Origin of the sequence: Marivita sp. (assembly GCF_022763305.1) — a bacterium.
Taxonomy (GTDB): domain Bacteria; phylum Pseudomonadota; class Alphaproteobacteria; order Rhodobacterales; family Rhodobacteraceae; genus Marivita.
This window is the reverse complement of the sequence record NZ_JALEGT010000041.1, coordinates 14493-30561: the sequence shown is the minus strand read 5'-3', so window position 1 is coordinate 30561 and position 16069 is coordinate 14493. Positions and strand designations below refer to the sequence as shown.

The 16069-nt window shown below is 63.4% G+C and carries 15 protein-coding genes; 8 read left to right on the top strand and 7 right to left on the bottom strand.

All coding sequences use genetic code 11. From position 1 onward, the window contains the following. Positions 1-12: 12 nt before the first annotated feature. From queG to msrA, 4 genes are all read left to right on the top strand, one after another. The gene (gene queG, locus MRY75_RS07455; RefSeq protein WP_292306557.1) at positions 13-1071 is read left to right on the top strand and encodes a tRNA epoxyqueuosine(34) reductase QueG; all 1059 of its coding nucleotides are present in this window, start codon (positions 13-15) and stop codon (positions 1069-1071) included. Positions 1072-1098: 27 nt separating this feature from the next. Continuing rightward, entirely contained in the window at positions 1099-3108 is a 2010-nt protein-coding gene (locus tag MRY75_RS07450) for a hydantoinase/oxoprolinase family protein (RefSeq protein ID WP_292306556.1), read from the top strand. 65 nt (positions 3109-3173) lie between these two features. Then, a complete protein-coding gene (gene msrB, locus MRY75_RS07445; RefSeq protein ID WP_292306554.1) occupies positions 3174-3623 on the top strand; it encodes a peptide-methionine (R)-S-oxide reductase MsrB in 450 nt (149 codons plus the stop codon). Continuing rightward, the gene (gene msrA / locus MRY75_RS07440) at positions 3620-4126 is read left to right on the top strand and encodes a peptide-methionine (S)-S-oxide reductase MsrA (protein WP_292306552.1); all 507 of its coding nucleotides are present in this window, start codon (positions 3620-3622) and stop codon (positions 4124-4126) included. The genes msrB and msrA overlap by 4 nt, the downstream gene beginning before the upstream one ends. 101 nt (positions 4127-4227) lie before the next feature. Here the strand turns inward: msrA and MRY75_RS07435 are convergent, their stop codons facing one another. From MRY75_RS07435 to MRY75_RS07410, 6 genes are all read right to left on the bottom strand, one after another. Beyond that, entirely contained in the window at positions 4228-4653 is a 426-nt protein-coding gene (locus MRY75_RS07435; protein WP_292306551.1) for a glyoxalase superfamily protein, read from the bottom strand. Positions 4654-4956: 303 nt separating this feature from the next. Continuing rightward, positions 4957-5568 (bottom strand): glycerol-3-phosphate 1-O-acyltransferase PlsY, encoded by a 612-nt coding sequence (plsY, locus tag MRY75_RS07430; protein WP_292306550.1) that lies wholly within the window; start codon positions 5566-5568, stop codon positions 4957-4959. Further along, positions 5568-6863, bottom strand: coding sequence for a dihydroorotase (gene pyrC, locus MRY75_RS07425; protein WP_292306549.1), 1296 nt, complete (start codon positions 6861-6863; stop codon positions 5568-5570). The genes plsY and pyrC overlap by 1 nt, the downstream gene beginning before the upstream one ends. A 1-nt stretch (position 6864) precedes the next feature. Next, positions 6865-7254: a hypothetical protein gene (locus MRY75_RS07420; protein WP_366934916.1), complete on the bottom strand. Its 390-nt coding sequence runs from the start codon at positions 7252-7254 to the stop codon at positions 6865-6867. Between the two features lie 18 nt (positions 7255-7272). After that, positions 7273-7818 carry an aspartate carbamoyltransferase catalytic subunit gene (locus MRY75_RS07415; RefSeq protein WP_292306545.1) on the bottom strand — a complete coding sequence of 182 codons (546 nt, stop codon included), beginning with the start codon at positions 7816-7818 and terminating at the stop codon, positions 7273-7275. Next, positions 7815-8777 carry an aspartate carbamoyltransferase catalytic subunit gene (locus tag MRY75_RS07410; RefSeq protein ID WP_292306543.1) on the bottom strand — a complete coding sequence of 321 codons (963 nt, stop codon included), beginning with the start codon at positions 8775-8777 and terminating at the stop codon, positions 7815-7817. The genes MRY75_RS07415 and MRY75_RS07410 overlap by 4 nt, the downstream gene beginning before the upstream one ends. A gap of 103 nt (positions 8778-8880) precedes the next feature. On the opposite strand from MRY75_RS07410, the gene MRY75_RS07405 reads away from it, so the two are divergent. From MRY75_RS07405 to MRY75_RS07390, 4 genes are all read left to right on the top strand, one after another. Continuing rightward, positions 8881-9669 (top strand): uracil-DNA glycosylase, encoded by a 789-nt coding sequence (locus tag MRY75_RS07405; protein ID WP_292306541.1) that lies wholly within the window; start codon positions 8881-8883, stop codon positions 9667-9669. A 3-nt stretch (positions 9670-9672) separates the two neighbouring features. Beyond that, positions 9673-10215 carry a molybdenum cofactor biosynthesis protein B gene (gene moaB, locus MRY75_RS07400; protein WP_292266148.1) on the top strand — a complete coding sequence of 181 codons (543 nt, stop codon included), beginning with the start codon at positions 9673-9675 and terminating at the stop codon, positions 10213-10215. Positions 10216-10307: 92 nt separating this feature from the next. Continuing rightward, positions 10308-11765: an HlyD family efflux transporter periplasmic adaptor subunit gene (locus MRY75_RS07395; protein ID WP_292306539.1), complete on the top strand. Its 1458-nt coding sequence runs from the start codon at positions 10308-10310 to the stop codon at positions 11763-11765. 3 nt (positions 11766-11768) lie between these two features. Next, the gene (locus MRY75_RS07390) at positions 11769-15173 is read left to right on the top strand and encodes an efflux RND transporter permease subunit (RefSeq protein WP_292306537.1); all 3405 of its coding nucleotides are present in this window, start codon (positions 11769-11771) and stop codon (positions 15171-15173) included. Between the two features lie 3 nt (positions 15174-15176). On the opposite strand, the gene MRY75_RS07385 is transcribed toward MRY75_RS07390, so the two are convergent. Beyond that, complete coding sequence (locus MRY75_RS07385; protein ID WP_292306535.1) at positions 15177-15992, bottom strand: protein-disulfide reductase DsbD domain-containing protein; 816 nt, start codon at positions 15990-15992, stop codon at positions 15177-15179. Positions 15993-16069 lie beyond the last annotated feature (77 nt).

Below are 16069 nucleotides of genomic sequence, written 5' to 3'. Positions count from 1 at the left end.
AAGCAGGCCGTCATGGATTTGACGGAGCAGGTCAAGGCGCAGGCTTTGGCCGAAGGGTTTTCGGCCTGTCGGATCTGCCGGCCCTGGGATGTGCCCGAGGTTCCAGACCGTCTGCAGGCGTTTCTGGATGCAGGCTATCACGGTCAGATGGGCTGGCTGGCTGAGCGGGCGCATTGGCGCGGTGCGCCGCAGGTGCTTTGGCCAGAGGCGCGGTCGGTCATTGTTCTGGCGGAGAATTACGGGCCAGAGCATGATCCTTTGGAGGTACTGGAGCAGACCGAGCAGGCGGCGATTTCCGTCTATGCGCAGAACCGCGATTACCATGATGTGGTCAAGAAGCGCCTCAAGCGGCTGGCGCGGTGGCTGATTTCTGAAGCCGGGGGTGAGGTGAAGGTGTTCGTCGACACCGCCCCCGTTCCGGAAAAGCCTTTGGGGCAGGCGGCGGGACTGGGCTGGCAAGGCAAGCACACGAACCTTGTGTCGCGGGAGCTGGGGTCTTGGTTCTTTATCGGGTCGGTGTTCACGACGCTCGATCTGACACCCGACGCGGCAGAGGTCGATCATTGCGGATCGTGTCGGGCCTGTCTGGATGTCTGCCCAACAGATGCGTTCCCCGCGCCCTATCAGCTCGATGCACGGCGGTGCATTTCCTACCTGACGATCGAGCATCACGGGCCAGTGGATGAAGACCTGCGCGGGTTGATGGGCAATCGCATTTATGGCTGCGACGATTGTCTGGCCGTCTGTCCGTGGAACAAGTTTGCCAGCCGTGCGGCAGAAGTGAAGTACCACGCGCGGGAGGAATTGGTTGCGCCCGATCTGGCGGAGCTTGCGCAGTTGGACGATGCAGGGTTTCGGGAGCGGTTTTCGGGGTCCCCGATCAAGCGGATCGGGCGCAACCGGTTTGTGCGCAACGTGCTTTATGCCATTGGCAATTCCCGGTCGCCGCGCTTGCGGGGGGTGGCGCAGGCGTTGGTCGATGATCCCGACGAAACCGTGGCCGAAACGGCGCGTTGGGCCGCGATGCGACTTGCCGATGTCGCAAACACGCGGGCCGGGGCGCGCGACTAGTCTAGGTCAGGCGCAGGAGGCCCGTTTATGGCAATATTACTGGGTGTGGACACCGGCGGCACCTATACCGACGCCGTCTTGATGCGCGACGAGGAGGCGGTGATCGCCAGTGCCAAGGCACTGACGACGCGGCACGATTTGGCCATTGGTGTCAGCGAAGCGGTCAAGGCGGTGCTGGCGCAATCCTTTGTGTCTCCGGCGGACATCGCGCTGGCGTCGTTGTCGACCACCTTGGCCACCAATGCGCTGGTCGAAGGGCAGGGCGCGCGGGTGGCGCTGATCTATATCGGCTTTTCCGAACGCGATCTAGCGGCGCAGGGGCTGGCCGAGGCTCTGGCGGGTGACCCTGTGCTGGTGACCGCAGGTGGGCACAGCCACAGCGGGGCCGAGGTGGCCCCCTTGGATGCCGCCGTGATCGCCGATTGGGCGGCGGCACAGGACGTATCGGCCTTTGCCATCGCGGCGCAGTTCGGCACGCGCAATCCGGCGCATGAGGTGACCGCGCGCGACGCGGTGCGGGCGGCGACTGGGCGGCCTGTGACCTGTTCGCATGAATTGTCGGCCAAGCTTGGGGGGCCGAAGCGGGCGTTGACGGCTGTGCTAAATGCGCGGCTCATCGGGTTGACCCATCGGCTCATCGGGCGGGCCGAGGGCGCGTTGCGTGAGCTGGGAATCGAGGCGCCGCTGATGGTGGTGCGCGGTGATGGCGCGCTGATGTCGGCGGCACAGGCGCAGGAACGGCCCATTGAGACCATTCTGAGCGGGCCTGCCGCCTCGATCGTCGGTGCGCGTTGGCTGACCGGGGCGGATCAGGCGCTGGTGTCGGACATAGGTGGCACGACAACCGACATCGCTGTGCTGCGCAATGGTCAGCCGGTGATCGACCCGGATGGCGCGCGGGTCGGTCCGCATCGCACCATGGTCGAGGCGGTGGCGATGCGCACGCACGGGCTGGGCGGGGACAGCGAGGTGCATCTGGCCAGCCAGGGCCTGACCGGTGGTGTGGCGCTTGGGCCAAGGCGCGTGCTGCCGGTGGCGCTTGTGGCGCAGGATGCGCCCGAGGTGGTGCACAAGGCGCTGGACGAGCAGATGAACCGGCCCGTTCCCGGCGAATACGATGCGCGTTTCGTGCGGCGGGTTGAAGGGCAGGATGCGGTTGGTCTGCCGGAGCGGGCGCAGGTCGTGCTGGACCGGATCACCGTTGCGCCGCAGCCTTTGGGCGGCGTGGTGCAGTCGCGGCTAGAGGCGCAGGCGCTGCGGCTTCTCGTGTTGCGCGGGTTGGTGCAGGTCGCGGGGCCAACGCCGACGGATGCGCTGCATGTGCTGGGGCGGTTCGCGCATTGGGACGCCACCGCGTCGGAAAAGGCTTTGGCCTTGCTGGCACGCAATCGCGCGGGATCGGGGGAGCGGTACGCCCAGACTCCACAGGAGATGGCTGAACAGATCGTCGATACGTTGACCCTAGCCACCGGAACCGCTTTGCTTGAGGCGGCATTTGCCGAAGACGGGATGGAAGATCCGACCGCGCTTGCCCAACATCCGCTGATGGCGCGGGGATTGCGGCAGACGCCGGGGCTGGTGCATCTGACGGCGGGCCTATCGGTTCCCGTCGTGGGGTTGGGTGCGTCGGCGCAGACGACCTATCCGGCGGTCGGACAGTACCTCAATGCCGAGATGCTGCTGCCGGATCATGGCGATGTGGCCAATGCCATCGGCGCTGTCACGGGCCGGATCCGGATGTTGCGCGAAGGTTTGGTGAGCTGCCCGTCGGAAGGGCTGTTCCGGGCGCACCTGCCGGACGCCCCGCAGGATTTCCGCGATGCGGATGCCGCCATAGCAATGCTTGAGGCGAGCCTCAGCGCGGCCGCAACCCAAGACGCCGAAGCGGCGGGCGCGGCCTCGGTCCATGTGCAGGTCTGGCGCGACGTCAAACGGGCCGAAATCGAAGCGCGCGAGATGTTCGTCGAGGCACGCATCGTGGTCGAGGCGACGGGGCGACCAAGGATCGCGGCTCACGACCCGGAGACCGTGCTGTAACAAGGGTTGGACTTGGCATTCTGCGCGCCATCTATAGGCTCTGGACGACCAATGGAGGTGCCCGCATGGCGAAATACGAAAAGAACCCGGACGTGATTGCAACGCTGTCGCCGGAACAGTTCTACGTCACGCAGGAAAGCGGAACGGAACGGCCCGGCACCGGGGAATACCTGCACAACAAGGAACCCGGCATCTATGTGGACATCGTCAGCGGCGAGCCGCTGTTTGCGAGTGCCGACAAGTACGAGTCCGGTTGCGGCTGGCCGAGCTTTACCAAGCCGATCGAGCCCGCGCATATCAACGAGCTGCGCGACCTGAGCCATGGGATGATCCGCACCGAGGTGCGCTCGACCCATGGGGACAGCCATCTGGGGCATGTGTTCCCGGACGGTCCGAAAGACCGCGGTGGTCTGCGCTATTGCATCAATTCCGCCAGCCTGCGATTCATCCATCGCGACGACATGGAGGCCGAAGGCTATGGCGCCTATCTGGATCAAGTGGAGGATGTGGCATGACTGAACGTGCTGTTCTGGCCGGTGGCTGTTTCTGGGGAATGCAGGATCTGATCCGCAAGTTGCCCGGCGTTCTGGACACCCGCGTGGGCTATACCGGTGGGGATGTGCCGAACGCCACCTATCGCAATCACGGCACCCATGCCGAGGGGATCGAGATCATTTTTGATCCGTCGATGATCTCGTATCGCAAACTCTTGGAGTTCTTCTTCCAGATCCACGATCCGACCACACTGAACCGTCAGGGCAATGACCGTGGTCTGAGCTACCGCTCGGCGATTTACTATGTGGACGATGCGCAGAAGGACTGCGCGCTGGACACCATCGCCGATGTGAACGCTAGCGGCATCTGGCCGGGCAAGGTTGTGACCGAAGTCGAACCCGTAGGTGATTTCTGGGAAGCCGAGCCCGAGCATCAGGATTATCTGGAGCGGTTCCCCAATGGATATACCTGCCATTTCCCGCGCGCCAATTGGGTGCTGCCCAAGCGCGACGCGGCGGAATAAGGCAAGGCCTCATCACGCTTTATGGGGAACGACCATAGCGGGCCGAGTGGGAACACTCGGCCCATTTTTCGTTCATCGGGAAAGAACGCAAAGGCGGCCAATCAGGCTTTTTTGACGACGACCAACTGAGGATTGCCGTCGGACGTCTTGCGGTGGCTCTCCCCGTTCTCCCCCAGCGTGCCTCGGATGCGATGGCGCCAGTTTGAAAAGCTGTCGAACGTGACGGTGTCGATCGGCTTGTCCAGTTTGATCTCGATTTGGCGGAGATGTGAAGGTCCGGACAGGGCGATGATCTGCCCCGAGAACGCCTGACCGAGATATTTGCCGGACACCAAGTCGCCCAAGGCAAGCTCGGGTGGTGCATTTCTCTGGGACAACCGCGCATGCAGAGTGTTCCAATCGCGTGCGCCATGCTGCTTGGCGACAAGTTCAAGCGCCTGCGCGTGGCTGACCGAAGTTCTGGCCGTCTGCAAGGCTTGGCGAAGTGCTTTGGCCTGCGCCTTGGCGTCGTCAACCGAAAGGTTCATCACGGCACCTCCCGCTTGATTTGTGTTGTGCCCATAGCGGAGTTCCCTTGAACGGGTCTCACGCAGGTGGGGCGTAGGAAAGAGTTTACCGACATGGCTCACATCTCCAGAATGGCATTTCGGAACGGGAGGGAGCCTGCGTTACCCACCTGCGAAATGCTTCGAGGGTGAGATGTCTTTGAATTCCGAACTTCACCGTGACGTGTGTCTGCAGGCGGCAGGTTTTCGGCACCTGCGTGGCTGATACACATAAGGTTGCAATGACGCAACTGCATCCATGAGCCGAGAAGCCAACATGTGATGTTATGCTTTTTTCCGGCCGATGCGTGGCTCGGTCCCGGCTTTGAGCCGGGCAAGATTTTCGCGGTGTCGCCAGATGATCAGCAGCGCGAGGATCAAGGTCAGGACAAAGACCTGTCCCTGTCCGACAAGCAGGCACCACAGCGTCGACCACGATGCAGCGACCAAGGCGGACAGGCTGGAGATCCGGCTGATGACCGCCGTCGCCAGCCACGTGGCGCAGGCCAAGAGGCCCACGGGCCATGCCAGCGCCAGCATCAGGCCCAGGAATGTCGCAACGCCCTTTCCGCCCTTGAAGCCCAGCCAAACGGGGAAGCAATGGCCCAGGAACGCGGCCAGAGCGGCGACCTGTGCGGCACCTTCTCCGGCGAACTCGCGCGCCAACAGGACCGCAACCGCACCCTTGGCCCCGTCGAGCAGAAGTGTCGCCGCAGCCGCGCCCTTGTTGCCGGTGCGCAGGACATTGGTTGCCCCGATATTGCCGGATCCGATCTCGCGCAGATTGCCTAGCCCCATGGCCTTGGTCAGCAAGAGACCAAAAGGGATGGAGCCGAGAAGATAGCCGATCAACGCCCAGAGGGCGAAAAGTGTCAGGCCTGTCTCGAATTCTGGCATCAGTTGCTCCGGTAGACCGAGGTTCCGCTGACGAAGGTCTCCAGAACCTTACCCTGCAAGCGCGCGCCGTCAAAGGGGGTGTTCTTGGACTTCGACTTGAGCTGGAACCGGTCGAGCACGATGGGTTTGTCCGGGTCGAAGAGAACCAGATCAGCGGGCGCGCCTTTGGTCAGGCGTCCGCAGTCAAGACCAAGCCGCTTTGCCGGGTTCAGGGACAGTGCACGGAAGAGCGTCGGCAGATCCAGATCGCCGGAATGATAGAGGCGCATCAGCACCGGCAGCATGGTTTCCAAACCGACAGCCCCGCTTGCTGCTTCCTCGAAGGGCAGGCGTTTGCTTTCCTCGTCCTGCGGCGTGTGGAACGATCCGATCACGTCGATCAGGCCGGATTTCACCGCCTCGACCACCGCCTGTCTGTCGTCTTCGGCGCGCAATGGCGGCTTGACCTTGAAGAAGGTGCGGTAGTCGGCAACGTCATATTCGTTGAGCGTCAGGTGGTGCATCGACACACCCGCCGTCACGTCGAACCCGTTGCGCTTGGCCCGTTCCAGCGCGGGCAGGGCGCGGGTCGTGGTGATCTGGTCGGCGTGGTAGCGCACGCCGGTCATTTCGACCAAGGCGATGTCACGGTCGAGGCCCATACGTTCGGCCATCGGTGTGACGCTGGGCAGACCGCGCAGCGATGCGAATTTGCCGGATGTTGTGGCGGCACCCGCTGACAGGTTCGGTTCCTGCGGGTGGCCGACGACCAACGCTCCCAAGGCGCGGGCATAGGTCATCGCGCGGCTGAGCACCTTGGTGTCCCGCACCACGCGGTCGCAATCGGTGAAGGCGACGGCCCCGGCATCCATGAGAAAACCGATCTCGGTCATCTCGCGCCCTTCGCGGCCCTTGGTGAGCGCCGCCATCGGCAGGACGTGTACGGGCGCGGCTTCGTTGGCCCGGCGGCGGACGAATTCCAGCGTTTCGGGCGTGTCGATGGCCGGGTTGGTGTCGGGGCGTGTCACGATGGTGGTCACGCCGCCCGCAGCCGCGGCTTGCCCGGCAGAGCCATAGCTTTCCTTGTGCCGTTCGCCAGGTTCACAGATCTTCACGCCGATATCGACAATGCCGGGCGCAAGACATTTCCCCCCTGCATCACGACGGTACTCGGAGGGCACGTGATCCGCGCTGATCTCCGGTGTCGGCGTATCGAACACTTCCGCGATCACGCCATTGCGGACAAGGACAGCCCCCAATGTGACCTCGGTCGCTTCGGGGTCGATCAGGCGGGCATTGGTGATGAGAAAGGTCATGTCAGGCCGCCTGGTTTTGACGCGCGGCGTTGATCTGGTCGATCACGGCCTGCGGGTCGGGCTGATACTTGATAAGGTGCTTGTCACCGGAACGGGTGATGATCTGCACCGATCCGGCAATCGTCCGGACCTTTGTGATCTCGTCAAGCCGCGCCTTGCGTTCGTAAGGTCCCGTCAGGCTGGCGCTTGTCATCGTCCAGACCTCATCCATCACCTCGTCCGCCATGTACCAGCCGCGCAGGGCGACAGCGGCAAAGCCACCCACCGCGCCGGTCCAGATATGCGGGTTGTCGATGGCCCAGAGGATCAGCATGCCCGCAGCCATGGCAATTGCCGTCATCACGGCATGGGCGCGGATGTAGGTGGGCATGTCTGGTCTGAATTCGGTCATGGGCATATTCGGCGTCGGTCAGTTCATCAGGAACCGGGCAATGATGATGGTCAGCGGGATCAGGACGAAAAGGCCGATCACCACCCACAGCCCGGTGTTGGAAGACGGAGCAGGCGCAGATTTGGTGCCCACCGTTCCCTTGGCGGACTTGGTTCGGATTTTTGCTGCACCCATGGCGGCCTTGGGCTCGTTGAAGGTGCCGATCCAGCGCAGTGGCGTGGCGATGCTCAGGTCCTGTTCGGTCTGGTTGAACGCCTGCGACGGAAGGACCAGGACAAACCCCGTCAGTGCATCGAGGCGCGGGCGCATTGCGTCGAAATCCGCCCCGCTGACGTCATGCGCGTTGATCAGATACTGCGACAGCGGCATCTCGCCCAGATCGCGCAGGTCGATCACCTCGACAAAGGCCGACCGCAGCGATTTTGCCCCAAGCGCATATTGCAGCGGCCATTCGCCGGTGCCCGCCTGCGTCGTGAAGCGCTCAATGGCCTCGCGCGGCAGGTCAATGTGAAACACCCGGATCACACCGCGCTCGCTGCTCTTGATGTGCATGGTGGTGCTCATACCATGACGCCTTCGGACTGTGCCGCCCGACGATCCCGCAGCGACCGCGCCAGAAGGTCCATCGCCGCCATCCGCACAGCGACGCCCATCTCGACTTGTTCCTGAATGACCGACCGGTTGATGTCGTCAGCGAGGGTGCCGTCGATCTCGACCCCGCGGTTCATCGGGCCGGGATGCATGACGATGGCATCTTCCTTGGCAAAGCTCAGCTTTTCGGCATCCAGCCCGTAGCGGTGGTAGTATTCCCGTTCCGACGGAATGAACCCGCCATCCATGCGTTCCTTCTGAAGACGCAGCATCATGACGACATCGACGTCCTTGAGCCCTTCGCGCATGTCCTCGAACACCTCGACGCCAAATTCGCCGATCCCCGTGGGCATCAGCGTTGGCGGGCCGACAAGGCGCACGCGGTTTTCCATCTTGCCCAGCAGCAGGATATTCGACCGGGCGACGCGGCTGTGGGCGATGTCACCGCAGATCGCGATCGACAGACGGTGCAACCGCCCCTTGGCGCGACGGATGGTCAGCGCGTCAAGCAGCGCCTGCGTCGGGTGTTCGTGCTTGCCGTCGCCCGCGTTGAGAACCGCGCAATTCACCTTTTGCGACAGCAGATCCACCGCGCCCGAATGCGGGTGCCGCACGACCAACAGATCGGGATGCATCGCGTTCAGCGTCAGCGCCGTGTCGATCAGGGTCTCGCCTTTCTTCACCGACGAGGCCTGCATCGCCATGTTCATCACATCCGCGCCAAGTCGCTTGCCCGCCAATTCGAAGCTGGCCTGCGTCCGGGTCGAGTTTTCGAAGAACATGTTGATCTGCGTCATCCCCGCCAGCACATCGGTGCTTGGCGTCCGCGTGCGGTTGCGGTCGGCATACTGGTCCGACAGGTCAAGCAGTGTGGTGATTTCGTCAGGGCGGAGGGGTTCGATCCCAAGCAGGTGTCGTTGATCGAAACGCATCAGGTTGCCTTTGCGGAGTGGTCGCGTGCTTATAGAAACTGCACCGCCGCGCGGCAAGTCCGGGATCCCTTTTGCGCGACACAATGCCGGGCTAGGGTGCGGCATGGATTCGTATATCGACTGGCATGCGGCGCGGGCGGCTCTTGAGTGGCAGCTCGAGATGGGTGTGACCGAGACAATCTCGGAGACGCCGATCAATCGCTTTGAACAGGTGACGCCGCCCCCGAAAGCGGGTGTTGCGCCGGGCGTTCCTGCGCCGACGGTGCCAGTTCAGGCGACCCCCGAGGTCGATCCCGTGGCCGACGCGGAAGCCGCGGCGCGGTCGGCTGGCGATCTGGTCGGGCTGCAAGCCGCGATGGCCGCCTACCCGCATTGCGAGCTTCAGAAAGGCGCGCGGAACCTCGTGTTCTGCGACGGCGTGCCCGGTGCCCGCGTGATGATCGTGGGCGAAGCGCCGGGGCGCGACGAAGACCGGATCGGCAAGCCCTTTGTCGGACGCGCGGGGCAACTGCTCGACAGGATGCTTGCGGCCATTGATCTGGGGCGCGACCGCGACGGTGCGCAGGCGGTCTATATCACCAACGTTCTGCCATGGCGTCCGCCACAGAACCGCGATCCGAAACCCGATGAAATCGCGATGATGCTGCCCTTCCTCAAGCGCCATATCGCACTGGCCAAACCCGAAGTGTTGGTGGTCATGGGCAATATCTCGTGCCAGGCCCTGCTTGGTAAACGCGGCATCACCCGTCTGCGCGGCCAGTGGGCCGAGGCCGAGGGCCTACCGGTGATCCCGATGTTCCATCCCGCCTACCTTTTGCGCAACCCATCCGCCAAGCGCGAGGCTTGGGCCGATCTTCTCGACCTGCGCGCGCGTCTGACCAAGAAAGCCTGACCCATGAGCCGCATCGACGAAAGCAAAGATTTCCTGCCCATCCGCATCGCCGTTCTGACGGTCAGCGACACGCGTTCCATGGCCGAAGATCGGTCCGGCGATACACTGGTGGGCCGGATCGAAGGTGCGGGGCATATCGTGGCGGATCGCAAGATCGTTCAGGACGAGCGCGACCAGATCGCAGCGCAGCTACGCGCGTGGTGCGATCAGCCCGACATCGACGTTGTGATTTCCACAGGTGGCACAGGTTTGACCGGGCGTGATGTGACGGTCGAGGCGCATCGCGATGTCTATGAAAAAGAGATCGACGCCTTCGGCACCGTCTTCACCATGGTGTCGTTCCAGAAGATCGGCACCAGCGCGATTCAAAGCCGCGCCACGGGAGGTGTGCGCAATGGAACATACCTCTTTGCGCTGCCCGGCAGCCCCGGTGCCTGCAAGGATGCGTGGGACGAAATTCTCAGCCTGCAACTCGACTACCGGCACCGGCCTTGTAACTTTGTCGAGATTTTACCGCGATTGGACGAGCATCTGCGACGGAAATAGCATCACTCTTCGTGTAACGAAGTGTTGTGTTATTGGAAAACATTCAGTTCTGGCTATCTGATAGGCAGACTGGCCCTTGAGGATTGTCGCCGATGCGATTTCTACGCCGTAGCCTGACCGGGCTGTTCCTGTTGTCGTTGACGCTTGGACTGTTGGCTTATGCTGGCGTGCAGGTGCGCGATGCGGTGCAGGACCGTATGGCACAGGAGCCGCGCAGTTTCCCGCAGCGCGAACGGGTGTTCGCGGTCAACGTCGTGCCCGCCCAGTTCGACACGGTGACTCCGGTCCTGACGGCCTTCGGCCAGATCGAAAGCGTCCGCACGCTGGAATTGCGCTCGGCGGCGGGGGGTCGTGTGATCGACATCGCGCCGGAGTTTGTCGAAGGCGGCAACGTCACCGAGGGTCAGGTTCTTGTGCGGATCGACCCGACCGATGCCGAGGCGGTGCTGCAACGCGTGCAAAGCGATATTCTCGATGCCGAGGCCGAGCAGCGCGAGGCGGAACGCGCGCTTGTGCTGGCTCAGGATGAACTTGTTGCCGCCGAAGAGCAGGCGACCCTGCGGGAACGCGCGTTCCAGCGCCAGCGCGATCTGGAAGAACGCGGCGTCGGCACCGCCGCAGCGGTCGAGGTGGCGGAACTGGCCGCAGCGCAGGCGCGGCAGGCGGTTCTGTCGCGCAGGCAGGCCGTGGCACAGGCCGAGGCGCGCATTGATCAGGCCACCACTCGCCTGTCTCGCGCGGTGATCGCCGAGGCCGAAGCCCAGCGGCGGCTGGATGACACGATCATTACTGCCGACTTCTCCGGCACGCTTGCCGATGTCTCTGTGGTGCAGGGGCGGTTGGTGTCGTCCAACGAACAACTGGCCCGCCTGATCGACGCGGATGCGCTTGAAGTGGCGTTCCGGGTCTCGACGCAGCAATTCGCACGCCTGCTGGATGAGAACGGTCAGCTTTCCAAATCCGACGTCACCGTAGTTCTGGATGTCTTCGGCACCAATCTGACAGCCTCCGGCACGATCAGCCGCGCCGGGGCCGCGGTTGGCGATGGCCAGACCGGGCGGCTGTTGTTCGCAACGCTGGACAGCGCGCCTGGCTTCCGCCCTGGTGACTTCGTCACCGTGCAGATCGAAGAGCCGCCGCTCGACAACGTCGCGCGCCTTCCGGCATCTGCCCTGAACGCGGCGAACGAGGTGCTTGTGATCGCCGAAGAAGACCGGCTTGACGTCGTTCAAGTCAATCTGCTGCGCCGTCAGGGCGACGATGTTCTGGTCCGGGCACGTGACCTGCAAGGGCGCGAGGTTGTGGCGGAACGCACACCGCTCTTGGGCGCGGGCATCAAGGTGCGCCCGCTGCGCGATGCCGGGCAGGCCGTACCCGAAGCGCCCGAAATGGTCGAACTCACCGAGGAACGCCGCGCCCGCCTTGTGGCCTTTGTGCAGTCCAACACCCGCATGCCCGAAGAGGCCCGACAGCGCGTGCTGCAACAGCTTTCACAGGGCACCGTGCCCGCGCAGGTCGTTGAACGCATCGAATCCCGGATGGGGGGCTAAGTCATGGTGCGCACTCTGTCGGGCAAGGCCGGGGGCATCCTCAGCTATTTCGTGCGTCACCGGACCGTGGCGAACCTGCTGCTGATCCTTCTGCTCGCGGCAGGTGCGTTCTCGATCCCCAACATGCGGGCGCAGTTCTTTCCCGACGTGGTTGTCGATGATGTCGACGTGACCGTCGTCTGGGATGGCGCCGGGGCCGAAGACGTGGACCGGGGCATCGTGCAGGTGCTGGAGCCTGCCGTGCTGTCCGTCGAAGGCGTCGAAAGCTCCGAGGCGACATCGCGCGAAGGGCGTGCCAGCATCCGGCTCGAATTCGAACCCGGCTGGGACATGTCCCGCGCCGCTGACGACGTGCAAAAAGCGGTGGATGCGGTCTCGACCCTGCCCGCCGATGCCGAAGACCCGGTGGTTCAGCGCGGCACATGGCGTGACCGGGTGACCGACATCGTCATCACAGGCCCTGTCGGTGTGGATCAACTCGCGCGGTTTTCCGATGAACTCAGCGCCCGGCTTTTCGCCGAAGGGGTCACGCGCACCACAATCCGGGGGCTTTCGGCCCCCCGTACCGTGATCGAGGTACCCTCGGCCAACCTGATCGCTTTCGACATCTCCATACGCGAGATCGCGGATGCCATCGCACAGGAGGTCGACGCAGATCCGGCCGGTGACATCGGCAACGCCAACACCCGTGTCCGCACAGGCGTCGAAAAGCGCAGCGCAGACCAGATTGCCGACATCGTTCTGCGGTCGAACCCCGATGGATCGAACCTGACTGTGGGCGATGTCGGCACGATCATCATCGAAGGGATCGACCGCGAACGCAGTTATTTCGTGGGCGAGAACCCCGCCATTTCCATCCGTGTTGACCGCAGCGATCAGGGCGATGCCATCGCGATCCAGCGCACGGTCGAAGAGGTGGCCGCCGAATTCGAAGCCTCGCTGCCCGAAGGTGTCACCGTCGATCTGATCCGCACACGCGCCGAGGCGATCACGGGGCGTCTGGACATCCTGCTCGACAACGGCTTGACGGGCCTCGTGCTGGTGGTCTTGCTTCTCTTTCTGTTCCTGAACGCGCGCACGGCGTTCTGGGTGGCTGCTGGCATTCCCGCATCGATGATGGCGGCGATTGCGCTGATGTACGCCGCCGGGATCACGATCAACATGATCTCGCTCTTTGCGCTGATCATCACGCTGGGGATCGTCGTGGATGATGCCATCGTGGTGGGCGAACATGCCGACCATCTCGCTCGCACCGGCCTTCCCCCCGTCGATGCGGCGGAACGTGCGGCGCATCGCATGGCGCTGCCGGTCTTTGCCGCAACGCTGACCACGATCATCGCGTTCTTCGGCCTTGTCGCTATCGGGGGCCGGTTCGGGGATCTGATCGCCGACATTCCCTTCACCGTGATCGCGGTTCTGGCCGCGTCCCTGGTCGAATGCTTTCTCATTCTGCCGAACCACATGGCCCATGCCATCGCTCACAGCGCCAAGGAACATTGGTACGACATCCCGTCCCGCGTGGTGAACCGAGGCTTCCGCTGGATGCGCGAAACCCTGTTCCGTCCGTTCATGGCGCTGGTCATCAAGGCGCGCTACGCCGTGCTGGCGGGGGCTGTGGTGCTTCTGGCGTCACAGGCCGCGCTGTTCATCCGGGGCGATGTGCAATGGCGCTTCTTCAATTCGCCCGAGCAAAGCTCTGTCACCGGCAACTTTGCTATGGCCCCCGGTGCCACCCGGGAAGACACGTTCGAAATGATGCGCATCTTCCAGCAATCGGTCGAGGATGTCGCGAAGAGCTTTGAAGAACGCCACGGCGTTAACCCCATCGACTACGTGATCGCCGAAGTGGGTGGTAATGCCGGGCGCGGGATCGCCGGGTCCGACACCAAGGATGCCGACCAGCTTGGCGGAATCTCCATCGAACTGATCGACCCTGATCTGCGCCCGTTCTCGAGTCAGGCTTTTGTCACCGAATTGCAGGACAGTGTCCCCCGTCACCCGATGGTGGAAACGATCAGCTTCCGCAGTTGGGGCAGCGGTCCGGCAAGCGATGCGCTGGATGTGCAATTCTACGGTGCCACCGCAGAAACGCTGAAAGCGGCGTCCGAAGACCTGAAGACTGCGCTGCTGCAATATCCCGAGGTCTCGGCGGTTGAGGACAATCTCGCCTATGACAAGGAAGAGCTGATCCTCGAACTGACCCCACAGGGGCAGGCGCTGGGCTTTACCATCGACGGTCTGGGCAGCGTGCTGCGCGCGCGTCTGGGCGGGATCGAAGCCGCCACCTACCCTGATGGCCCCCGCAGCGCCGAGATCCGCGTTGAACTGCCGACCGGCGAATTGACGGCGGATTTCCTCGAACGCACTCAGATGCGCACGCCAGACGGCGCTTATGTACAGCTTGCCGACATCGTCAGCGTTGAACGCCGCACCGGGTTTTCCACCGTGCGCCGCGAGAACGGCGTCCGTCTGATTTCCGTGACCGGCGACATCTCTGAAGACGATCCGGCCCGCGCCAATGACATCATGCTGGCTCTGGAGACCGAGATCCTGCCCACAATCGCCAGCGAACGTCAGGTGGAATACCGCCTGTCCGGCCTCAGCGAACAGGAGGGAGAGTTCCTGAACGACGCCCGCACCGGTCTGATCCTGTCTCTGCTCGCCATCTACCTTGTCCTGTCCTGGGTGTTCGCAAGCTGGACGCGGCCGCTTGTGGTGATGTCAGTGATCCCCTTCGGACTGGTCGGCACGATCTATGGGCATGCGGTCTGGGATGTGCCGCTCAGCATGTTCACGGTTGTGGGGCTCTTGGGCATGACCGGGATCATCATCAACGACTCGATCGTACTGGTCACCACCATCGACGAAAAGGCACAGGACCGGGGGCTGTTCCCGTCGATCATCGACGGCGCGGCAGACCGTTTGCGCCCGGTGTTCCTGACCACGGCGACCACGGTTCTGGGCCTTGTGCCACTGCTTTACGAACAATCCAGCCAGGCGCAATTCCTGAAGCCTACGGTGATCACGCTGGTCTATGGCCTTGGCTTCGGCATGTTCCTCGTGCTGCTGATCGTGCCATCCCTGATGGCGATCCAAAGCGATCTGGGCCGCCTGACCCAGACCGCGCGGCGTGGGTTGCGGTTCCGTCGCCATGGCGTCCGGGTCCTGCTTGGTGCGGGTGCCGCCCTGATTGTCGCATGGCTGGCCGCAACCATGGGCGCCTTTGCCGTGACCGGGGCCCTGCCTCAGGTGCTGAGCAGCGTGCTGTCGGAGACTCCTTTAGGGGGCGATGCCACTCTGGGGGGCAGTCTGGGTCTGTTTGCGCTGGGGTCTGCCGTGATCTGCCTTGGGCTCTATCTGATCGCCGCACTTGTCGCTGTGGGCAGCCGACGTCGCAGACCTGCCTGATTGTCAGGGCGTACAGCCGAGGATGTCGACGGCGCGTGAGTCCCCGATGACCGTAAAGCGCAGGTCCGACCGGTTCACCGCAAAGCTGCGCCCCTCGATATGCACCATCCGTGTGCTGGCATGGAGCGTTCCGGCATCGCGATGGCTGTCGGGTTCGGCCACCCAGACATGCGGATTTCCGGCTTCGACCACCACATATTCGGTGCCACCTGCCGGCGGCATGTCGATGCTGGCATGGAGGATCACGCCTCCGTTCGGGTCAGCTTGGAAGATGCAGGCCACCTGCGTCACGCCCGCTTCGGCTGCGGTATAGGGACGATCGGTGAGAGCTGCTGCGATCACGGGGTCGGGACGTGTCTGATCGGGGGGTAGCGTCGCGGAAAAGGACAGGTTCGCGGGGATGCAGATGTCCTTGCAGATGCCGATCTGCATCGCGCCGTTCAGACGCATGTCTGCTCCCTTGGTTTCCGCAGTCATGTGCAACGGGATCACGACTTCGCGGGTGTACCCGACAGACCGCATCCCCTGTTCGAAAAAGACGATCGGCGTCGGCCAGTTCGTCGAAAGCGCACCGATGTTGCTTGACCCGCTCCAATCGAATTGCGGCGGGATACCGACATCGCCCGGAGCGCGCCAATACGTCTTCCAGCCGGGTTCCAACACGACATGCAGCGCCGCCATATGGGTGCCATCCGGCATGCGCCAACCGGGGCGCAATTCAACCCGGTCAAGGCCGGTGGTGTCCGATGCCGCTGCTGCGGTCGGAAGGGCCACCGTCAGCGCCAGGGCAAGACTCGAAATAAGGGAGCGTATCTGCATCATCCCATAGCAGATGGCGCTTTTCCTCCGCGATGAAAAGTCACAAAGGGGCGATCCGGCGTGTGCAACTCGGTGCT